This is a genomic window from Streptococcus mitis (assembly GCF_005144795.1).
In the GTDB taxonomy this organism is placed as follows: Bacteria; Bacillota; Bacilli; order Lactobacillales; family Streptococcaceae; genus Streptococcus; species Streptococcus mitis_BB.
Genome location: NZ_SWFJ01000008.1, coordinates 14,829 through 36,061, shown reverse-complemented (window position 1 = coordinate 36,061; position 21,233 = coordinate 14,829). Strand labels below are relative to the sequence as shown.

General features: G+C 40.3%; 17 protein-coding genes. 16 read left to right on the top strand and 1 reads right to left on the bottom strand.

Annotated elements, in window-relative coordinates; translation table 11 throughout:
• The first annotated feature begins 287 nt into the window (after window positions 1-287).
• The 9 genes from FBF73_RS06500 (at window position 288) to FBF73_RS06455 (ending at window position 11,707) form a co-directional block, all read left to right on the top strand.
• On the top strand, window positions 288-4,091 hold the full coding sequence (locus tag FBF73_RS06500; protein WP_136937302.1) for an SIALI-17 repeat-containing surface protein: 3,804 nt from the start codon (window positions 288-290) through the stop codon (window positions 4,089-4,091).
• 254 nt (window positions 4,092-4,345) lie between these two features.
• Window positions 4,346-5,044 (top strand): N-acetylmannosamine-6-phosphate 2-epimerase, encoded by a 699-nt coding sequence (locus FBF73_RS06495; RefSeq protein WP_001135679.1) that lies wholly within the window; start codon window positions 4,346-4,348, stop codon window positions 5,042-5,044.
• 113 nt (window positions 5,045-5,157) lie between these two features.
• Window positions 5,158-6,486: an ABC transporter substrate-binding protein gene (locus FBF73_RS06490; RefSeq protein ID WP_136937301.1), complete on the top strand. Its 1,329-nt coding sequence runs from the start codon at window positions 5,158-5,160 to the stop codon at window positions 6,484-6,486.
• A gap of 152 nt (window positions 6,487-6,638) precedes the next feature.
• Window positions 6,639-7,505 (top strand): carbohydrate ABC transporter permease, encoded by an 867-nt coding sequence (locus tag FBF73_RS06485; RefSeq protein WP_169435193.1) that lies wholly within the window; start codon window positions 6,639-6,641, stop codon window positions 7,503-7,505.
• A 15-nt stretch (window positions 7,506-7,520) separates the two neighbouring features.
• Window positions 7,521-8,360 (top strand): carbohydrate ABC transporter permease, encoded by an 840-nt coding sequence (locus tag FBF73_RS06480; protein ID WP_001192119.1) that lies wholly within the window; start codon window positions 7,521-7,523, stop codon window positions 8,358-8,360.
• A 226-nt stretch (window positions 8,361-8,586) separates the two neighbouring features.
• Window positions 8,587-9,039, top strand: a complete 453-nt coding sequence (locus tag FBF73_RS06470; protein ID WP_000575452.1) for a YhcH/YjgK/YiaL family protein — start codon at window positions 8,587-8,589, stop codon at window positions 9,037-9,039.
• A 19-nt stretch (window positions 9,040-9,058) separates the two neighbouring features.
• Window positions 9,059-9,703, top strand: a complete 645-nt coding sequence (locus FBF73_RS06465) for a YesL family protein (protein ID WP_084927190.1) — start codon at window positions 9,059-9,061, stop codon at window positions 9,701-9,703.
• Between the two features lie 172 nt (window positions 9,704-9,875).
• On the top strand, window positions 9,876-10,793 hold the full coding sequence (locus FBF73_RS06460) for a dihydrodipicolinate synthase family protein (RefSeq protein ID WP_136937299.1): 918 nt from the start codon (window positions 9,876-9,878) through the stop codon (window positions 10,791-10,793).
• Window positions 10,794-10,810: 17 nt separating this feature from the next.
• Window positions 10,811-11,707, top strand: coding sequence for an ROK family protein (locus tag FBF73_RS06455; RefSeq protein ID WP_136937298.1), 897 nt, complete (start codon window positions 10,811-10,813; stop codon window positions 11,705-11,707).
• Between the two features lie 109 nt (window positions 11,708-11,816).
• Here FBF73_RS06455 and FBF73_RS06445 read toward each other — a convergent pair whose 3' ends face one another.
• Window positions 11,817-12,668, bottom strand: coding sequence for a MurR/RpiR family transcriptional regulator (locus FBF73_RS06445; RefSeq protein WP_136937297.1), 852 nt, complete (start codon window positions 12,666-12,668; stop codon window positions 11,817-11,819).
• Window positions 12,669-12,922: 254 nt separating this feature from the next.
• Here FBF73_RS06445 and pbp2b point away from each other — a divergent pair, with 254 nt between their 5' ends.
• The 7 genes from pbp2b (at window position 12,923) to ftsA (ending at window position 21,233) form a co-directional block, all read left to right on the top strand.
• Window positions 12,923-14,965, top strand: coding sequence for a penicillin-binding protein PBP2B (gene pbp2b / locus FBF73_RS06440; RefSeq protein WP_169435187.1), 2,043 nt, complete (start codon window positions 12,923-12,925; stop codon window positions 14,963-14,965).
• A 10-nt stretch (window positions 14,966-14,975) separates the two neighbouring features.
• Window positions 14,976-15,572: a recombination mediator RecR gene (gene recR, locus FBF73_RS06435; protein WP_000966754.1), complete on the top strand. Its 597-nt coding sequence runs from the start codon at window positions 14,976-14,978 to the stop codon at window positions 15,570-15,572.
• A 172-nt stretch (window positions 15,573-15,744) separates the two neighbouring features.
• A complete protein-coding gene (locus FBF73_RS06430) occupies window positions 15,745-16,788 on the top strand; it encodes a D-alanine--D-alanine ligase (RefSeq protein WP_136937295.1) in 1,044 nt (347 codons plus the stop codon).
• Window positions 16,789-16,872: 84 nt separating this feature from the next.
• Window positions 16,873-18,246 carry a UDP-N-acetylmuramoyl-tripeptide--D-alanyl-D-alanine ligase gene (locus tag FBF73_RS06425; protein ID WP_136937294.1) on the top strand — a complete coding sequence of 458 codons (1,374 nt, stop codon included), beginning with the start codon at window positions 16,873-16,875 and terminating at the stop codon, window positions 18,244-18,246.
• Window positions 18,233-18,844, top strand: coding sequence for an NUDIX hydrolase N-terminal domain-containing protein (locus FBF73_RS06420; RefSeq protein WP_136937293.1), 612 nt, complete (start codon window positions 18,233-18,235; stop codon window positions 18,842-18,844). Before FBF73_RS06425 ends, FBF73_RS06420 begins: the two co-directional genes overlap by 14 nt.
• 90 nt (window positions 18,845-18,934) lie before the next feature.
• Window positions 18,935-19,639: a TIGR02206 family membrane protein gene (locus FBF73_RS06415; protein WP_136937292.1), complete on the top strand. Its 705-nt coding sequence runs from the start codon at window positions 18,935-18,937 to the stop codon at window positions 19,637-19,639.
• 214 nt (window positions 19,640-19,853) lie between these two features.
• Window positions 19,854-21,233: a cell division protein FtsA gene (gene ftsA, locus FBF73_RS06410; protein ID WP_045611159.1), complete on the top strand. Its 1,380-nt coding sequence runs from the start codon at window positions 19,854-19,856 to the stop codon at window positions 21,231-21,233.

The window sequence follows — 21,233 nt, the reverse complement described above, 5'->3', positions numbered from 1 at the left end:
TGAAAGTACTTTTAAAAATATTAAAATATTAAAATATTACTGAAAGTAAAATCTATTCTATGGCAAGCTCGAGATAAACCTATGACTTTATTGTATAATAAAGAAAAAGTGTCTAGGAAAGGAGTGAAAGAGCTACTGTTTGGATTGCAGCTAGCTAAATGTTGAAAGAGAGAAGGAGAGCAACTCTCGTTTATTAATTGCTTTCTTGTGTTTTCCTATGATGGGGAGTAAAAATTTTAAAGCAAAAAGAAAGCGCTTTATTTTTTGTGAAATTGAAAGGTAGAAAGATGAATCAAAAGAATTTTGATAGAAAACAAAGATATGGCATTCGTAAATTTACAGTGGGTGTAGCCTCTGTAACTATTGGTGCAGTAGTGTTTGGAGTAAATCCTGTATTGGCAAATGAACAAGGAAATTCAACTGTAACTGCTGCTGAAAATAATAATCAAGGTTTATCAGAATTACCAAAAGAAGCTTCTTCAGGCAGTCTTGCAAATTTAGATAGTGAATTAGCTGGAAAATTGGCAACAGCGAAAGACAATGGTGTGGAAGTTGATCAGGATAAGTTAAAGAAAAATGAGACTACTGAATCAGAGACGACAACTCCAACAAATGCGACAACTCCAACAAATAAACCTGCAGCTGAAAATACACCAGCTCCTGCTGATAAACCAGAAACAGATTCTGCAACTACAGAGGCAAGTAACAAGGACCAAGATAAAGAAGAAGAGGGAGTTATTCCTCGAGATTATTATGCTAGAGAGTTAAAAAATGTCAACACTGTAGTAGAAAAAGAAGATGTAGAAACCAATCCTTCAAATGGGCAAAGAGTTGACATGAAAGAGGAACTCGACAAGCTTCAAAAACTTCAAAATGCGACCATCCATATGGAATTTAAGCCAGATGCGTCTGCTCCACGTTTTTACAACCTCTTTTCAGTTTCTAGTGATACCAAAGTAAATGAGTACTTCACCATGGCCATCCTTGATAACACAGCTATCGTTGAAGGTCGTGATGCAAATGGAAACCAATTCTATGGTGATTATAAAACTGCTCCTTTGAAGATTAAGCCAGGTCAGTGGAACTCTGTAACCTTTACAGTTGAAAGACCAAATGCAGACCAACCAAAAGGTCAGGTTCGCGTCTATGTAAATGGTGTTTTGTCGCGCACAAGTCCTCAGTCTGGTCGTTTTATTCAAGATATGCCAGATGTCAACCATGTGCAAATCGGTACAACAAAGCGTACAGGAAAAAACTTCTGGGGCGCTAATCTTAAAGTCCGTAATCTAACTGTTTATGATCGTGCCCTTTCTCCAGAAGAAGTTAAAAAACGTAGCCAACTTTTTGAAAGAGGAGAGTTGGAAAAGAAACTTCCTGAAGGAGCAGAAGTAACTGCTAAACTGGATGTTTTTGAAGGTGGGGAGAACCGCAAACCGAATAAAGATGGTATTGCAAGCTACCGTATTCCAGCCCTACTTAAAACTGATAAGGGAACTCTGATTGCTGGAACTGATGAAAGACGCTTGCATCACTCTGACTGGGGTGACATCGGTATGGTTGTTCGTCGTAGTGATGATAAGGGGAAAACTTGGGGAAATAGAATTGTTATCTCAAATCCTCGTGATAATGAGAAGGCTAGGAATCCAGAATGGCCATCACCAGTCAACATTGACATGGCCCTAGTTCAAGATCCAAAGACGAAGCGAATCTTTGCCATCTATGATATGTTCCTTGAAGGTAAGGCTGTATTTTCTCTTCCAGGAAAAGCACCACAAGCTTATGAGCAAATTGGTGACAAGGTTTACCAAATCTTGTACAAACAAGGTGATGCAGGACGTTATACAATTCGTGAAAATGGTGAAGTTTTCGATCCTGAAAATAGAAAAACAGAATACCGAGTTGTAGTGGATCCTAAGAAGCCAGCATACAGTGATAAGGGTGACCTTTACAAAGGCGAAGAACTTATCGGTAATATCTACTTTGAGTATAGTGACAAGAATATCTTTAGGGTTTCAAATACCAACTATCTCTGGATGTCTTACAGTGACGATGATGGTAAAACTTGGTCTGCACCAAAAGATATAACATACGGCATTCGTAAGGATTGGATGCACTTCTTAGGTACTGGCCCTGGTACAGGTATTGCCTTGCATTCAGGGCCTCACAAAGGGCGTCTTGTTATCCCTGCCTACACGACAAATAACGTATCCTATCTAAGTGGTTCTCAGTCTTCACGCGTCATTTACTCAGATGACCATGGTGAAACTTGGCATGCAGGGGAAGCTGTTAATGATAACCGTCCAGTAGGTAACCAAACAATTCACTCTTCAACCATGAATAATCCAGGTGCTCAAAATACGGAGTCAACCGTAGTTCAGTTAAATAATGGAGATCTCAAACTTTTCATGCGTGGATTGACAGGCGATCTTCAAGTTGCTACAAGTAAAGATGGTGGAGCAACTTGGGAAAAAGATGTGAAGCGCTATGCAGATGTCAAAGATGTCTACGTTCAAATGTCAGCTATTCATACTGTGCAAGAAGGTAAGGAGTATATCGTCCTCAGCAATGCAGGTGGTCCAGGACGTTATAATGGTTTGGTGCACGTCGCACAAGTGGAAGCGAATGGGGATCTAACTTGGCTCAAGCACAATCCAATTCAAAGTGGTAAATTTGCTTATAACTCCTTGCAAGATCTTGGAAATGGTGAATTTGGTTTGCTTTATGAGCATGCAGATAACAACCAAAACGAATATACCTTGTCTTATAAGAAATTCAATTGGGATTTCTTAAGTAAGGATATGGTTTCTCCAACCGAAGCAAAAGTTACACATGCAGTTCATATGGGGCAAGGCATTATTGCCATGGAATTTGATTCAGAAGTATTGGTCAATCAAGCACCAGCATTACAGCTTGCAAATGGGAAGACGGCTACGTTTATGACGCAGTATGACACAAAGACTCTATTGTTTACAGTAGATCCTGAGGATATTGGTCAAAAAGTTACAGGCTTAGCAGAAGGAGCTATCGAAAGTATGCATAATTTGCCTGTTTCAGTAGTTGGTTCTAAGATTACTCATGGTGTAAATGGAAGCGAAGCTGCGACAAATGAAGTTCCAGAATTTATAGGTGGAGTTAATGGTGAAGAAGGAGCAGTAACTGAAGAAGTTCCTGAATACACAGGCCCATTAGCGACAGCAGGAGAAGAAGCGCCAACAGTAGAAAAATCAGAATTTACGGGTGGAGTTAATGGCGAAGAAGGAGCAGTTGCGTCAGAAGTTCCTGAATATACAGGCCCATTAGCGACAGAAGTAGAAGAAGCACCAACAGTAGAAAAGCCAGAATTTACAGGTGGAGTTAGTGGCGAGGAGGCTACAGTAACTGAAGAAACTCCTGAATACACTGGCTCCCTAGCAACAGTAGGAAAAGATCCAGCACCAACAGTAGAAAAGCCAGAATTTACAGGTGGAGTTAGTGACGAGGAGGCTACAGTAACTGAAGAAACTCCTAAATACATTGTTCCCGTACCAACAGTAGGAAAAGATCCAGCTCCAACAGTAGAAGAAACGGAATTCACAGGAGGGGTTAATGCGGTTGAAGCAGCGGTCCATGAACTTCCAGAATTCACAGGAGGCGTAAATGCAGTTCTAGCAGCTTCAAATGAGGTTCCTGAATATACCAGAGGTGCTAATTTTGTCTTGGCAGCTTCAAATGAGGTTCCTGAATATACCGGAGGTGCTAATTTTGTCTTGGCGGCTTCAAATGAGGTTCCTGAATATACCGGAGGTGCTAATTTTGTCTTGGCAGCTTCAAATGACCTTCCTGAATATAAAGGAGGTGTCAACGGCGCTGAGGCAGCAGTCCATGAAGTGCCAGAGTACAAGGGAGAAGCCAAACCAGTCTTAGTAGCTGCAAACGAAGGTCCAGCTAAGAAGTTATCTTTTGGAAAAGATGCTACTTATCAAGCACCAGCGGCTAAACAAAACGAGCTACCAAATACTGGAAGTAAAGAAAATACAACCATTATTTCTCTAGGATTGGTGGCAGGTCTCTTATCTGTCTTGACATTAGGAAAGAAACGAAAAGAAGACTAGACTAGGTCTTGAATAAAATGAATTTTGCTCATCGTTAATGATAAAAGAGATGGCCCATTTGAAAGATGGCTATCTCTTTTTATCATTTTAGGTACTAAGTGAATTGAAAATAAGGCCGAGCTGAAACTACTTTCAGAAACAGCTGTTCTATAAAATACTTTTGAAACTGAAATCTATTCTACTACAAAGTATTGAAAGCGCTTTAAAAATAATATATAATGAACTCATAAGAACAAAGAAAAGGAGGAAAGAGGATGCCACAGATTACTAAAGAAGCCTTGATTGCACAAATCAAAGATGGAATCATCGTTTCTTGTCAGGCCCTTCCTCACGAACCGCTCTATACAGAAGCGGGAGGAGTCATTCCCTTGCTGGTCAAAGCGGCTGAGCAAGGTGGAGCAGTCGGTATCCGAGCAAATAGTGTTCGCGATATCAAGGAAATCAAGGAGGTTACAAACCTTCCAATCATTGGGATAATAAAACGAGATTATCCACCACAAGAACCCTTCATCACGGCTACTATGAAAGAAGTTGATGAATTAGCAGAACTCGACATCGAGGTCATTGCTCTGGATTGTACCAAGCGTGAACGCTATGATGGTTTGGAGATTCAAGAGTTCATTCGTCAGGTTAAGGAAAAATATCCTAACCAGCTCTTGATGGCTGATACAAGTACTTTCGAGGAAGGATTGGCAGCCGTTGAAGCAGGAATTGACTTTGTCGGAACAACCTTATCAGGATACACATCTTACAGTCCAAAGGTGGATGGTCCCGATTTTGAATTAATCAAAAAACTCTGTGATGCTGGTGTGGATGTCATTGCAGAAGGAAAAATTCATACACCAGAACAAGCCAAACAAATCCTAGGATATGGAGTGCGAGGTATTGTTGTTGGTGGCGCTATTACTAGACCAAAAGAGATCACAGAACGCTTTGTTGCGGGTCTCAAATAACACAATCTCAAAACAGAGGAGAGTGGTGGATGCGTCGGATAAAATGAAAACGTATACAAACACAAAGAACTCATTATCCAATATGGATACGCTTATCAATTAGGAGAATACAAATGAAATTTAGAAAACTAGCTTGTACAGTACTTGCGGGTGCTGCGGTTCTTGGCCTTGCTGCATGTGGTAATTCTGGCGGAAGTAAAGATGCTGCAAAATCTGGTAGCGATAGCGGAAAAACAGAAATCACTTGGTGGGCATTCCCAGTCTTCACTCAAGAAAAAACTGGTGACGGTGTTGGAACATATGAAAAATCAATCATCGAAGCTTTTGAAAAAGCAAATCCAGATGTAAAAGTGAAATTGGAAACCATCGACTTCAAGTCAGGTCCTGAAAAAATCACAACAGCTATCGAAGCAGGAACAGCTCCAGACGTACTTTTTGACGCACCAGGACGTATCATCCAATACGGTAAAAACGGTAAATTGGCTGAGCTGAACGACCTCTTCACAGACGAATTCGTCAAAGACGTGAACAATGAAAACATTGTACAAGCAAGTAAAGCTGGAGACAAAGCTTATATGTATCCAATCAGTTCAGCACCATTCTACATGGTCATGAACAAGAAAATGTTGGAAGATGCTGGAGTTGCAAACCTTGTAAAAGAAGGTTGGACTACTGATGATTTTGAAAAAGTTTTGAAAGCGCTTAAAGATAAAGGCTACACACCAGGTTCATTGTTCAGTTCTGGTCAAGGGGGAGACCAAGGAACACGTGCCTTCATTGCAAACCTTTATGGAGCTTCTGTAACAGATAAAGATGTAACAAAATATACAACTGATGATCTTAAATTCGTCAAAGGTCTTGAAAAAGCAGCTAGCTGGATTAAAGACGGTTTGTTGAATAACGGTTCACAATTTGACGGTGGAGCAGATATCCAAAACTTTGCCAACGGTCAAACATCTTACACAATTCTTTGGGCACCATCTCAAAACGGTATCCAAGCTAAACTCTTGGAAGCAAGTAAAGTAGAAGTGGTAGAAGTACCATTCCCATCAGATTCAGGTAAACCAGCTCTTGAATACCTTGTAAACGGATTTGCAGTATTCAACAACAAGGACGACAAGAAAGTTGCAGCATCTAAGAAATTCGTTCAATTCATCGCAGATGACAAAGAATGGGGTCCAAAAGACGTTGTTCGTACAGGTGCTTTCCCAGTTCGTACTTCATTTGGCAAAGTTTATGAAGACAAACGTATGGAAACAATCAGTGGTTGGACTCAATACTACTCACCATACTACAACACTATCAATGGTTTTGCTGAAATGAGAACACTTTGGTTCCCAATGTTGCAATCAGTTTCAAATGGCGATCAAAAACCAGCTGATGCATTGAAATCATTTACCGAAAAAGCAAATGAAACTATCAAAAAAGCTACTAAACAATAAACCCTAAACAGATTTTGTAGCCCCTTTTCCCTTTGCACACTTGTGTAAGAAAAGGGGCTTTTATTTAAAAGGTATTTCATCATTCTCATAGGAGATTATCAATAAAAGAAAAGGAAAGAGAGGTGCCGACAGTGAAAGTTAATAAAATTCGTATGAGAGAAACTATTATTTCTTATGCTTTCCTAGCGCCAGTTTTATTCTTCTTCGTTGTCTTCGTTTTAGTACCAATGATTATGGGCTTCATCACAAGTTTCTTTAACTACTCTATGACTAGTTTTGAATTTGTGGGCTTAGATAACTATATCCGTATGTTTAAAGATCCTGTCTTTACAAAATCTCTGATTAACACAGTTATTTTGGTTGTTGGATCTGTACCGATTGTTGTTCTCTTTTCGCTCTTTGTGGCGTCGCAAACCTATCATCAAAATGCCATTGCTAGATCCTTCTACCGTTTTGTCTTTTTCCTTCCTGTTGTAACAGGTAGTGTTGCCGTAACAGTTGTTTGGAAATGGATCTATGATCCACTATCAGGGATTCTAAACTTTGTCCTTAAGTCAAGCCACATCATCAGCCAAAACATTTCTTGGTTGGGAGACAAACACTGGGCATTGCTGGCAATTATGATTATCCTCTTGACAACTTCAGTTGGTCAACCAATTATCCTCTACATCGCTGCCATGGGTAATATTGATAATTCACTGGTTGAAGCGGCTCGTGTAGACGGTGCAACTGAATTGCAAGTGTTCTGGAAGATTAAATGGCCAAGCCTTCTTCCAACAACTCTTTATATCGCAATCATCACAACAATCAACTCATTCCAAGTTTTCGCCTTGATTCAGCTTTTGACTTCAGGTGGTCCAAACTACTCAACAAGTACACTTATGTACTACCTTTACGAAAAAGCCTTCCAATTGACAGAATATGGTTATGCCAACACCATCGGTGTATTCTTGGCAGTTATGATTGCTATCGTAAGCTTTGTTCAATTTAAAGCACTCGGAAACGACGTAGAATACTAAAGAAAGGAGACAGCTATGCAATCTACACAAAAGAAACCTTTAACAGCTTTCACTGTTATTTCAACGATTATCTTGCTCTTGTTGACCGTGCTGTTCATCTTTCCATTCTACTGGATTTTGACAGGGGCCTTCAAATCACAGCCTGATACCATTATGATTCCGCCACAATGGTTCCCTAAAATGCCCACCATGGAAAACTTCCAACAACTCATGGTGCAAAACCCTGCTATGCAGTGGATGTGGAACTCTGTGTTTATCTCATTGGTAACCATGTTCTTAGTTTGTGCGACTTCATCTCTAGCAGGTTATGTATTGGCTAAAAAACGTTTCTACGGCCAACGCATTCTCTTTGCTATCTTCATTGCAGCCATGGCGCTTCCAAAACAAGTTGTCCTTGTACCATTGGTACGTATCGTCAACTTCATGGGAATCCATGATACTCTTTGGGCAGTTATCTTGCCTTTGATTGGATGGCCATTTGGTGTCTTCCTCATGAAACAATTCAGTGAAAACATCCCAACAGAATTGCTTGAATCAGCTAAAATCGACGGTTGTGGTGAGATTCGTACTTTCTGGAGCGTAGCCTTCCCAATTGTGAAACCAGGATTTGCAGCCCTTGCAATCTTCACCTTCATCAATACATGGAACGACTACTTCATGCAGTTGGTTATGTTGACTTCACGTAACAATTTGACCATTTCACTCGGTGTTGCGACTATGCAGGCTGAAATGGCAACCAACTATGGTTTGATCATGGCAGGAGCTGCCCTTGCAGCTGTGCCAATCGTAACAGTCTTCCTTGTCTTCCAAAAATCCTTCACTCAGGGTATTACTATGGGAGCGGTCAAAGGATAATACTCTGCGAAAATCGAATTCAAACTATGTCAGCGTCACCTTGCCATACTTAAGTATTGCCTGCGGTTAGCTTCCTAGTTTGCTCTTCAATTTTCATTGAGTATAATAGAATACAGAGTTATAAGTGTCTACAAAATGTTGGGTATTTGCTTACCTTAGAGATTTTGTTAGACACTTATAAACTTAAGAATGATTTTAGTTAACTATCAGAAACGAAGGAAAGAGTATGATTTTTGACGATTTGAAAAACATCACCTTTTACAAAGGAATTCATCCCAATTTAGACAAGGCTATCGACTATCTCTACCAGCATCGTAAGGATTCTTTCGAATTAGGAAAGTATGAGATTGATGGGGACAAGGTCTTTCTAGTTGTTCAGGAAAATGTCCTCAATCAAGCTGAAAATGATCAATTTGAGCATCATCAGAATTATGCAGATTTGCATTTGCTGGTAGAAGGACATGAATATTCGAGTTACGGTTCACGTATCAAAGACGAGGCAGTAGCATTCGACGAAGCAAGTGACATTGGCTTTGTCCATTGTCATGAACATTACCCACTCTTGTTGGGTTATCACAATTTTGCGATTTTCTTCCCAGGAGAACCTCACCAGCCAAATGGCTATGCAGGTATGGAAGAGAAGGTTCGCAAATATCTCTTTAAAATTTTGATTGATTAAAAAATCAGGAGGAGCAAACATGGCACAAAAAGGAGTAAGCCTTATCAAGGCAGCATTTGATACGGATAACTTTCTCATGCGTTTTAGTGAGAAGGTCTTGGATATCGTGACAGCCAATCTTCTTTTTGTCGTCTCTTGTTTGCCCATCGTGACGATTGGAGTGGCTAAAATTAGTCTCTACGAGACTATGTTTGAGATTAAGAAGAGTAGACGCGTGCCTGTCTTTAAAATCTATCTAAGAGCTTTCAAGCAAAATCTGAAACTAGGTCTTCAGTTAGGTCTGCTTGAGTTGGGCATTGTCTCATTAAGTCTTCTAGACCTCTATCTCTTTTGGGGTCAGACAGCTATGCCTTTCCAAATGGTGAAAGCTATCTGTCTAGGCGTTCTTATCTTCCTCACTATCGTGATGTTGGCTAGCTATCCCATCGCTGCGCGCTATGATTTGACTTGGAAAGAAGTGCTACAAAAAGGACTTATCTTGGCAAGTTTTAACTTTCCTTGGTTCTTTCTCATGTTAGTTATTCTCTTTCTCATTGTGATGGTTCTTTATCTGTCCGCCTTCAGTTTACTTTTAGGTGGCTCAGCCTTCCTGCTTTTTGGGTTTGGACTCTTGGTCTTTATCCAGACTGGATTGATGGAGAAAATTTTCGCAAAATACCAATAGCATGGCTTGTTTCTGAAACTACTTTCAAGCCATAAACATTTCAAAATTCATATCGAAACTAAAATCTAAGTGTACACAAGATATTGAAAGCGTTTTTCACACGGTGTATACTAAACACGTAAAGAATAAATCCTGCTGTTAGCAGAAAAAAAGAAAACTTAGGAGAAAATCTATGTCAGATTTAAAAAAATACGAAGGTGTCATTCCAGCCTTCTACGCATGTTATGATGATCAAGGAGAAGTAAGCCCAGAGCGCACACGTGCCTTGGTTCAATACTTCATTGATAAAGGTGTTCAAGGTCTTTATGTCAATGGTTCTTCTGGTGAATGTATCTACCAAAGCGTTGAAGACCGCAAGTTGATTTTGGAAGAAGTGATGGCAGTTGCCAAAGGTAAATTGACCATTATTGCTCACGTTGCTTGCAACAATACCAAAGACAGTATGGAACTTGCTCGCCATGCTGAAAGCTTGGGTGTAGATGCTATTGCAACGATTCCGCCGATTTATTTCCGCTTGCCAGAATACTCAGTTGCTAAATATTGGAACGATATCAGTTCTGCAGCTCCAAATACAGACTACGTGATTTACAACATTCCTCAATTGGCAGGAGTTGCTTTGACTCCAAGTCTTTATACTGAAATGTTGAAGAATCCACGTGTTATCGGTGTGAAGAACTCTTCTATGTCAGTTCAAGATATCCAAACTTTTGTGAGCCTTGGTGGCGAAGACCATATCGTCTTCAACGGTCCAGATGAGCAGTTCTTAGGTGGTCGTCTCATGGGAGCAAAAGCTGGTATCGGTGGTACATATGGTGCTATGCCAGAACTCTTCTTGAAACTCAACCAATTGATTGCTGACAAAGACTTGGAAACAGCACGTGAATTGCAGTATGCTATCAACGCTATCATTGGTAAACTCACTTCTGCACATGGAAATATGTACGGTGTCATCAAAGAGGTCTTGAAGCTCAATGAAGGACTGAACATTGGTTCTGTTCGTTCACCATTGACACCAGTGACTGAAGAAGATCGTCCAGTTGTAGAAGCAGCTGCAGCCTTGATTCGTGAAACCAAGGAGCGCTTCCTCTAATCCATAAGGAGGTATTTATGACACACTACGTTGCAATTGATATCGGTGGAACCAACATCAAATATGGTTTGATCGACGAAGAAGGTCAACTTGTTGAATCGCATGAAATGCCAACAGAGGCGCATAAAGGTGGACCTCATATCTTACAAAAGACCAAAGATATCGTAGCCAGTTATTTAGAACAAGGCCCAGTAGCAGGTGTTGCCATTTCTTCTGCAGGAATGGTGGATCCTGATAAGGGTGAGATTTTCTATGCTGGGCCTCAAATCCCTAACTATGCAGGCACCCAGTTCAAAAAGGAAATCGAGACTAGCTTTGCGATTCCTTGTGAAATTGAGAATGACGTCAACTGTGCAGGTCTGGCTGAGGCAGTATCTGGTTCAGGAAAGGGAGCGAGTGTCACCCTTTGCTTGACTATTGGAACAGGTATCGGTGGTTGCTTGATTATGGATGGGAAAGTCTTCCATGGTTTTAGCAATTCAGCCTGCGAAGTTGGTTATATGCATATGCAGGATGGAGCGTTCCAAGATTTGGCTTCTACCACAGCTTTAGTAAAATATGTAGCTGAAGCACATGGAGAAGATGTTGATCAGTGGAATGGCCGACGCATCTTTAAGGAAGCCACTGAAGGTAACAAGATTTGTATGGCTGGTATTGACCGTATGGTAGACTATCTAGGAAAAGGTCTGGCAAATATTTGCTATGTGGCCAATCCAGAAGTAGTCATTCTCGGTGGCGGTATTATGGGACAAGAGGCAATCCTCAAACCCAAAATCCGTACAGCCTTGAAAGAAGCCTTGGTTCCAAGCCTAGCTGAAAAAACACGATTAGAATTTGCTCATCATCAAAATACAGCAGGTATGTTGGGTGCTTATTATCATTTTATACTCAATGAAAATCAAAGAGCAAACTAGGAAGTTAGCCGTAGGCAGTACTTGAGTACGACAAGGCGAAGCTGACGTGGTTTGAATTTGATTTTCGAAGAGTATTAAGACAAAACAATCCTAGTTTGGCTAGACCAAACTAGGATTTTCTTACACGTTTTTGTTTACGATAACCATTGAGTTTTTTATTTTCCCAGTAGCTATTAAAGATTTTCTCCTTGCTTTCACGATTGATTTCCAAAAAGTAGGCATAAATCAAATCGATAAAGAAGAGCATAGGAAGTTGAGCGGATATTCGTTGAATGTAGGAAGGCTGGCTGTGGCTGGCTACAAGAACAGTCTCCGTATAGGCCTGACTATCTTTATTGGGAACACTTGTAAAGAGTACAGTCTTTGCCCCCATCTCTTTCGCGTCTAATAGACTATCTAAAATAGAAGGAGTTGAGCCAGAAAGTGAGAAACCAAGTACTAGACAATTTTCATCCATAATGCTGGTTGTCCAGGCAAAGCCATCTTGATCTGTCAAAGACTCGCAGACCACACCTAGACGCATAAAGCGCAGTTTCATTTCACGGGCGACAAGGCCAGAACTACCTGTTCCAAAGAAGTAGACACGATCAGCATCTTCGATTAACTGGGCGATTCGTTCTAGTTGTTCTTCGTCAATCAAGTCCTGTGTTTGTTCCCGCATGTGACTATAGCTTCGAAGAACTCGGTTGGTTAAAGGACTATGATTGTGAGAATGAGTCTCCTGTTTCTTTGCTTGGTGCAGGTATTGGAAAATAAATTCTCGATAGCCTGTAAAACCACACTTTTTAGAAAAGCGGGTCAGAGCAGCTTGAGAGATATGTAATTTTTGAGTGACCTGTTGGGAGGAAAGGTCATCTTGAATGGTTTCAGCTTGCAAAAAATAACGAGCGATTTCTTGCTCTAAATCTGTTAATTCTTCAAAATGAAGATCGATAATGGATGCAATGTCTGGCTTATTCATGGGGCTCCTTTTCATGAGTCAACCGCTTAAAAGTTGACAATTCCCTAACTGTTATTATCATTATATCATAGAAGAATAGATAAAAACATAAAAAGCCATTTTCAATTAAAAGTCAAAAAAAGGTATCGATTTTTCTAAGAGTTTCTCCTTAAAATATGATACAATGAAGAGTAATAATCTTCTTTCAAATTTTGTAATTTTTTGTGAAAATGGGATAGAAGGTGGAAATTTTTCTAGAAATGAGACATAGCTGTATGAGGAAATTTAACAGTCATTCGATTCCGATTCGACTTAACCTACTATTTGGAATAGTTATCTTGCTTTTCATGACGATTATTGGTCGTCTACTTTATATGCAGGTATTAAATAAAGACTTTTACGAAACGAAATTAGCATCAGCAAGTCAAACGAGAGTGACAACTAGTTCGGCTCGAGGACAAATCTACGATGCAACGGGGAAACCTCTTGTTGAAAATACCATCAAGCAAGTTGTGTCTTTTACAAGGACTAACAAGATGACGGCAGTTGAACTCAAAGAGACTGCAAAAAAACTTCTTACTTATGTGAATGTCAGCTCTCCTAATCTTACAGACCGTCAGATTGCTGATTATTACTTGGCTGACCAAGAAATTTATAAAAAAATAGTCGATGCTTTGCCACGTGATAAGCGTTTGGATTCGGATGGAAATCTTCTTTCGGAAGCGACTCTCTACAACAATGCGGTGGAAAGTGTTGATGTGAGTCAGCTCAACTATACGGATGATCAGAAAAAAGAAATTTATTTATTTAGTCAGCTAAATACTGTTGAAAATTTTGCTACAGGAACAATCGCAACGGATTCTTTAGATGATACACAGGTTGCTCTTGTCGCTTCAGCTTCCAAGGATTTACCAGGAATTAGCATTTCTACTTCATGGGATAGAAAAGTCCTAGACACTTCTTTGTCTTCAATTGTAGGTAGTGTATCAAGTGAAAAATCAGGTCTTCCAGCAGAGGAAGTGGATGCTTATTTGAAAAAAGGCTACTCTCTGAATGACCGAGTGGGGACTTCGTATCTTGAAAAGCAGTACGAAGAAGTACTGCAGGGAAAACGTTCTGTTAAAGAAGTACATCTTGATAAACATGGCAACATGGAAAGTGTTGAAAATGTAGAGGAAGGAAGCAAAGGGAACAACATCAAACTAACGATTGACCTAGCTTTCCAAAATGGGGTTGATGATCTACTTAAGAGTTATTTTAATTCGGAGCTGGGTAACGGAGGAGCTAGATATTCTGAAGGAGTGTATGCAGTAGCACTTAATCCTAAAACAGGAGCCGTCCTTGCCATGTCTGGGATCAAGCATGATACTGAGTCAGGTAAATTGAGTTCAGATTCCTTAGGGACAGTTACCAACGTGTTTGTACCAGGGTCAGTAGTTAAGGCCGCTACCATCAGCTCAGGTTGGGAAAATGGTGTTTTATCAGGAAACCAAACCTTAACAGATCAGCCTATTGTTTTCCAAGGTTCAGCTCCAATTAATTCTTGGTATACATTGGCATATGGGTCTTTTCCTATTACAGCTGTGGAAGCCTTGGAGTATTCATCTAATACTTACATGGTTCAAACCGCTCTTGGAATCATGGGCCAGACCTATCAACCAAATATGACGGTTGCAACAGGGCAATTAGAGGCTGCTATGGGTAAATTACGTTCGACCTTTGGAGAATATGGACTTGGAGCTTCGACTGGAATTGATCTTCCAGATGAATCGACAGGATTTACACCAAAAGAATTTGATTTGGCTAATTATATTAATAATGCTTTTGGCCAGTTTGATAATTACACACCGATGCAATTAGCTCAGTATGTCGCTACCATTGCAAATAATGGAGTTCGTCTAGCTCCTCACATTGTGGAGGGGGTTTATGAAAATAATGAGCAAGGTGGCTTAGGCAATTTGCTTCAAGAGACGACTAGCAAAGAAATGAATAAGATTAATATCTCAGAGTCAGATATGTCTATTCTGCAACAAGGATTTTATCAAGTTTCACATGGTGGTAGTGCTTTGACAACTGGTCGTGCCTTTTCAAATGGCGCAGCCGTATCAATCAGCGGAAAAACAGGTACCGCCGAAAGTTATGTTAATGGCGGTCAAAAAGCCAATAATACTAACGCAGTTGCTTATGCACCAACCGAAAATCCTCAAATCGCGGTCGCAGTCGTTTTTCCTCATAACACCAACCTTACAAACGGTGTTGGACCTTCCATTGCGCGCGATATTATCAACCTCTATAACCAACATCATCCAATGAATTAGAAAGGAACATATGCTGTATCCAACACCTATTGCCAAGCTGATTGATAGCTATTCAAAGTTACCAGGTATCGGGATTAAGACGGCTACCCGTCTGGCCTTTTATACTATTGGAATGTCTGATGACGATGTCAATGAATTTGCTAAAAATCTCCTTTCTGCTAAGAGAGAGCTGACCTATTGTTCTATTTGTGGTCGTTTGACTGATGACGATCCTTGCTCTATCTGTACCGATCCGACTCGTGACCAGACAACGATTTTAGTTCTCGAGGATAGTCGAGATGTGGCGGCTATGGAGAATATCCAAGAATACCATGGACTCTATCATGTCTTGCATGGACTCATTTCTCCCATGAATGGTATCAGTCCAGACGATATCAATCTCAAGAGCCTTATGACTCGTCTGATGGATAGTGAAGTTTCAGAGGTAATCGTAGCAACCAATGCCACAGCAGATGGGGAAGCTACTTCCATGTATCTTTCACGTTTGCTTAAGCCAGCTGGGATCAAGGTTACGCGCCTGGCACGAGGCCTTGCTGTAGGAGCGGACATTGAGTATGCGGATGAAGTTACACTCTTACGAGCCATTGAAAATCGGACAGAGCTGTAAGTCTAGACAAATTAACAAACTTAATTCATTTATATAAAAAATCAAGGAGACCGATATTTTTATCGTTCTCTTTTTAAATATATTGAAGACCAGTATCAGGTTCAAGTTTCAAAAAAGAAGCAAATATGATATACTAAAGAACGAGTATTCTATTAGAATTAGGACAAGCAATATGAAACAAACGATTATTCTTTTATACGGTGGACGGAGTGCAGAGCGTGAAGTCTCTGTTCTTTCAGCTGAAAGTGTCATGCGTGCGGTCAACTATGATCGTTTCACAGTCAAGACTTTCTTTATTAGCCAGTCTGGTGACTTTATCAAAACGCAGGAATTTAGCCAGACTCCTGGTCAAGAGGACCGTCTCATGACCAATGAAACCATTGAATGGGATAAGAAAGTTGCACCAAGTGCCATCTACGAAGAAGGAGCAGTGGTCTTTCCAGTCCTTCACGGTCCGATGGGAGAAGATGGCTCTGTTCAAGGATTCTTGGAAGTTTTGAAACTGCCTTACGTTGGTTGCAACATCTTGTCATCTAGCCTTGCCATGGACAAAATCACCACCAAGCGTGTGTTAGAATCTGCTGGTATTGCCCAAGTTCCCTATGTGGCCATCGTTGAAGGGGATGATGTGACTACTAAAATTGTCGAAGTGGAAGAAAAATTGACTTATCCAGTATTCACTAAACCGTCAAACATGGGTTCTAGTGTCGGTATTTCTAAGTCTGAAAATCAAGAAGAACTTCGTCAAGCCTTGAAACTTGCCTTCCAATATGACAGCCGTGTCTTGGTAGAGCAAGGAGTGAATGCCCGTGAAATCGAGGTTGGTCTCTTGGGCAACTACGATGTCAAGAGTACGCTACCAGGAGAAGTAGTCAAGGATGTTGCCTTTTATGACTACGATGCCAAGTATATTGACAACAAGATTACCATGGATATTCCAGCCAAAATCAGTGATGATGTGGTAGCTGTAATGCGTCAAAATGCAGAAACTGCCTTCCGTGCGATTGGTGGCCTCGGTCTCTCTCGTTGCGATTTCTTCTATACAGATAAGGGAGAGGTTTTCCTAAACGAGCTTAATACCATGCCAGGTTTCACCCAGTGGTCTATGTACCCACTACTTTGGGACAATATGGGAATCAGCTATCCAGACTTAATCGAGCGATTGGTTGATCTTGCTAAAGAAAGTTTTGACAAGCGCGAAGCGCATTTGCTATAAAAATGAAAGAGAGGGTAGAAACCAGAACCATCACTGCAAGGTGATTTTAGTTCTCGGATTTCAACCCTTTTTAAAGGAGTAGAAATGAAATTAACAATTCATGAAGTGGCTCAAGTTGTAGGAGCTAAAAATGATATCAGCATTTTTGAGGACACCCAGTTAGAAAAGGCAGAGTTTGATAGTCGTTTGATTACTACAGGGGACTTGTTTGTGCCCCTAAAAGGTGCGCGTGATGGTCATGACTTTATCGAAACAGCTTTTGAAAATGGCGCTGCTGCAACCCTGTCTGAGAAAGAAATCGCAAATCATCCCTACATTCTAGTAGATGATGTCTTGACTGCCTTTCAAAGACTAGCTGCCTACTATCTTGAAAAAACAGCAGTTGATGTCTTTGCTGTCACAGGTTCAAATGGCAAAACAACGACCAAGGATATGTTAGCTCACTTGCTATCAACAACCTACAAAACCTATAAGACACAAGGCAACTACAATAATGAGATTGGTCTTCCTTACACAGTTCTCCATATGCCTGAAGGAACAGAAAAGTTGGTCTTGGAGATGGGACAGGATCACTTGGGAGATATTCATCTCTTGTCAGAATTGGCTCATCCAAAAACAGCCATCGTGACCTTGGTTGGAGAAGCCCATTTGGCCTTTTTCAAAGACCGTTCTGAAATTGCTAAAGGAAAAATGCAAATTGCAGACGGTATGGCTTCAGGTTCTTTGCTCCTAGCGCCAGCAGATCCGATTGTAGAGGACTACTTGCCAACTGATAAAAAGGTGGTTCGTTTTGGCCAAGGAGCAGAGTTGGAAATTACCGACTTGGTTGAGCGTAAGGATAGTCTGACCTTTAAGGCTAATTTCTTGGAACAAGCCCTTGATTTGCCAGTGACTGGTAAGTACAATGCCACCAATGCTATGATTGCATCCTATGTTGCCCTGCAAGAAGGAGTTTCAGAGGAGAAAATTCGTCAAGCCTTCCAAAATCTTGAATTGACGCGTAACCGTACCGAGTGGAAGAAAGCAGCCAATGGAGCAGATATTCTGTCTGACGTATACAATGCCAATCCAACTGCTATGAAGTTGATTTTAGAGACTTTCTCAGCCATTCCAGCCAATGAAGATGGCAAGAAAATTGCTGTCTTGGCGGATATGAAGGAACTGGGCGACCAGTCAATTCAGCTTCATAATCAGATGATCTTGAGCCTTTCGCCAGATGTGCTTGATACCCTTATTTTCTATGGAGAAGACATTGCTGAATTAGCCCAATTGGCCAGTCAAATGTTCCCAATCGGCCACGTTTACTACTTCAAGAAAACAGAAGACCAAGACCAATTTGAAGACCTAGTTAAGCAGGTCAAAGAAAGCCTTGGAGCTAATGACCAAATCTTGCTCAAAGGCTCTAACTCTATGAATCTAGCTAAGTTGGTAGAAAGTTTAGAAAATGAAGACAAGTGATTTTGCTAAGTATCTTCAAAGAATGATTGCTCTTACAGATACTGGACTAACCTTTACAAAGGATCCTTTTGACCGTGAGCGCTACGAAGACTTGCGAAGTCTGTTATCTGAAATGTTGAATCAGGTATCAGACCTTGATGCAGACGAAGTGGCAGAACTCTTGAAACCGACCTCCGCTTATGCGACTCCTTTAATGGACGTCCGTGCTTGGATAGTTGAGGATGAAAAAATTTGTCTGGTTAGGGGACAAGGAGAGAATGATTGGGCTTTGCCAGGTGGCTTTGGTGAAGTCGGCTATTCTCCAACAGAAAATATTCTCAAGGAAATTGAAGAAGAAACCGGTTTTGAAGCTAAAGTAGAAAGACTACTAGCTGTTTTTGATACAAATCGTTTCCAACTACAGAGCAAGCAATATGCAAAGTTTGTTTTTGAATGTAAGCTTCTTGATGGACAATTCCAAAAAAATCAAGAAATTGCTGACCTTCAATTTTTTGCCATTGACCAACTGCCAGCCTTATCTGAAAAACGCATTACCAAGGAGCAAATAGAGATTCTTTGGCAGGTTTATCAAGGTCAGAGGGAGCAATATCTTGATTAAGAAGATGATTATCGTATTTCTAAATCCATTTTTGACAAATAGCATGGTATAATAAAATGCAGGAAAATTTTGAATCATGAGGAAGACTAGATGAATTTATGGGATATTTTCTTTACGACCCAAGCAACAGAACCACCCAAATTTGACCTTTTTTGGTATGTCAGTATATTTACACTTTTAGCCTTAACATTTTTTACAGCCTATCGATATCGTGAAAAGAAGGCTTACCAACGATTTTTCCAGAGTTTACAGGCAGTTCAGTTGATCCTCCTTTATGGTTGGTACTGGATCAATCATATGCCGCTATCAGAAAGTTTACCTTTTTACCATTGCCGTATGGCTATGTTTGTGGTGCTTTTGCTTCCTGGTCAGTCTAAATATAGGCAGTATTTTGCATTGTTGGGGACATTTGGGACACTAGCAGCCTTTGTTTATCCAGTGCCAGATGCCTATCCTTTCCCACATATTGCGATTTTATCCTTTATCTTTGGGCACTTAGCTCTCTTGGGGAACTCTCTAGTTTATTTATTGAGACAGTATAACGCGCGATTGCTGGATGTGAAGGGAATTTTTCTCATGACCTTTGCACTAAATGCCTTAATTTTTGTGGTCAATTTGGTGACAGGTGGAGATTATGGATTCTTGACTAAACCACCATTGGTTGGAGACCATGGCTTAGTAGCCAATTATTTAATCGTTTCCATGGCCTTATCAGCAGCGATTACGTTGACAAAGAAAATCTTGGAACTATTTTTAGAACAAGAAGCAGAAAAAATGATTGCAAAGAAAGCTTGATTTTAAGCTTTCTTTTTTTCATGAATCTGATTTTTTATAACTTGTTTGGAAAATAAAAAAATTTGATGAGCGAATGTGAAAAAATGGTAAGTAAATTTAGGAAAAACTAAGCACGATTGGATTTTTTGTGTTATAATATTCTGTGAATAGCTATGCCCTATTTTAGCTATATTGAATAGAAGTTTGAAACTTGGAAGAGAGAGGATGCGATGTAATGGCTAGAGATGGTTTTTTTACAGGCTTAGATATCGGAACTAATTCGATTAAGGTATTGGTTGCTGAGCTTAGAAATGGTGAACTTAATGTAATTGGTGTAAGCAATGCCAAGAGTAAAGGTGTAAAGGATGGGATTATCGTTGATATTGAAGCAGCAGCAACTGCTATCAAGTCAGCTATTTCCCAAGCAGAAGAGAAAGCTGGCATTTCAATCAAATCAGTGAATGTTGGTTTGCCTGGAAATCTTTTGCAAGTAGAACCAACTCAAGGTATGATTCCAGTTACATCTGATACAAAAGAAATTACAGATCAAGATGTTGAAAATGTTGTCAAATCAGCTTTGACAAAGAGTATGACACCAGATCGTGAAGTCATTACTTTTATTCCAGAAGAATTTATCGTAGATGGTTTCCAAGGGATTCGTGACCCGCGTGGCATGATGGGTGTTCGTCTTGAAATGCGTGGCTTACTTTACACAGGTCCACGTACTATTCTTCACAATTTACGCAAGACTGTTGAGCGCTCAGGTGTTCAAGTTGAAAATATTATTATTTCACCATTGGCTTTGGTTCGTTCAGTCTTGAACGAAGGAGAGCGTGAATTTGGAGCTACTGTGATTGATATGGGAGCGGGTCAAACAACTGTTGCTACAATCCGTAACCAAGAACTCCAGTTTACAAATATTCTTCAAGAAGGTGGAGATTATGTCACAAAAGATATCTCTAAAGTCTTGAAGACTTCACAAAAACTAGCTGAAGGATTGAAATTGAACTATGGTGAAGCCTACCCATCACTTGCTAGCAATGAAACCTTCCAAGTTGAAGTGATTGGTGAAGTAGAGCCTGTAGAAGTTACAGAAAGCTACCTAGCAGAGATTATTTCAGCTCGCATTAAACACATTTTTGAACAGATTAAACAAGAGTTGGAAAGAAGACATTTGTTGGATCTTCCTGGTGGGATTGTTCTGATTGGTGGAAATGCTATTTTACCAGGTATTGTAGAACTTGCGCAGGAGGTATTTGGCGTTGGTGTCAAACTTTACGTTCCAAATCAAGTTGGAATTCGTAACCCTGCCTTTGCTCATGTGATTAGCTTGTCTGAATTTGCTGGTCAATTGACTGAAGTGAATTTGTTAGCGCAACGAGCAGTCAAGGGTGAAGATACTTTGCGTCACCAACCTATTAATTTTGGTGGGATGATTCAACGTGTTACGCAGGTAGCACAACCGACCCCTATTCAGCCAGTTCAAAATACTGAGGTAGAGCAATCAGCTTCTACGAACGTAGTTGCTCCGAAAGAAGATAAAGTATCTTCTCAAAATAAACCAAAAATTGCAGATCGCTTCCGTGGTTTAATTGGAAGTATGTTTGATGAATAA

What these genes read in the sequence shown, in the direction of transcription:
- FBF73_RS06500 (WP_136937302.1), top strand. Translation starts at nt 288, where the DNA reads ATGAATCAAAAGAATTTTGATAGAAAACAAAGATATGGCATTCGTAAA.
- FBF73_RS06495 (WP_001135679.1), top strand. Translation starts at nt 4,346, where the DNA reads ATGCCACAGATTACTAAAGAAGCCTTGATTGCACAAATCAAAGATGGA.
- FBF73_RS06490 (WP_136937301.1), top strand. Translation starts at nt 5,158, where the DNA reads ATGAAATTTAGAAAACTAGCTTGTACAGTACTTGCGGGTGCTGCGGTT.
- FBF73_RS06485 (WP_169435193.1), top strand. Translation starts at nt 6,639, where the DNA reads ATGAGAGAAACTATTATTTCTTATGCTTTCCTAGCGCCAGTTTTATTC.
- FBF73_RS06480 (WP_001192119.1), top strand. Translation starts at nt 7,521, where the DNA reads ATGCAATCTACACAAAAGAAACCTTTAACAGCTTTCACTGTTATTTCA.
- FBF73_RS06470 (WP_000575452.1), top strand. Translation starts at nt 8,587, where the DNA reads ATGATTTTTGACGATTTGAAAAACATCACCTTTTACAAAGGAATTCAT.
- FBF73_RS06465 (WP_084927190.1), top strand. Translation starts at nt 9,059, where the DNA reads ATGGCACAAAAAGGAGTAAGCCTTATCAAGGCAGCATTTGATACGGAT.
- FBF73_RS06460 (WP_136937299.1), top strand. Translation starts at nt 9,876, where the DNA reads ATGTCAGATTTAAAAAAATACGAAGGTGTCATTCCAGCCTTCTACGCA.
- FBF73_RS06455 (WP_136937298.1), top strand. Translation starts at nt 10,811, where the DNA reads ATGACACACTACGTTGCAATTGATATCGGTGGAACCAACATCAAATAT.
- FBF73_RS06445 (WP_136937297.1), bottom strand. Translation starts at nt 12,668, where the DNA reads ATGAATAAGCCAGACATTGCATCCATTATCGATCTTCATTTTGAAGAA.
- pbp2b (WP_169435187.1), top strand. Translation starts at nt 12,923, where the DNA reads ATGAGGAAATTTAACAGTCATTCGATTCCGATTCGACTTAACCTACTA.
- recR (WP_000966754.1), top strand. Translation starts at nt 14,976, where the DNA reads ATGCTGTATCCAACACCTATTGCCAAGCTGATTGATAGCTATTCAAAG.
- FBF73_RS06430 (WP_136937295.1), top strand. Translation starts at nt 15,745, where the DNA reads ATGAAACAAACGATTATTCTTTTATACGGTGGACGGAGTGCAGAGCGT.
- FBF73_RS06425 (WP_136937294.1), top strand. Translation starts at nt 16,873, where the DNA reads ATGAAATTAACAATTCATGAAGTGGCTCAAGTTGTAGGAGCTAAAAAT.
- FBF73_RS06420 (WP_136937293.1), top strand. Translation starts at nt 18,233, where the DNA reads ATGAAGACAAGTGATTTTGCTAAGTATCTTCAAAGAATGATTGCTCTT.
- FBF73_RS06415 (WP_136937292.1), top strand. Translation starts at nt 18,935, where the DNA reads ATGAATTTATGGGATATTTTCTTTACGACCCAAGCAACAGAACCACCC.
- ftsA (WP_045611159.1), top strand. Translation starts at nt 19,854, where the DNA reads ATGGCTAGAGATGGTTTTTTTACAGGCTTAGATATCGGAACTAATTCG.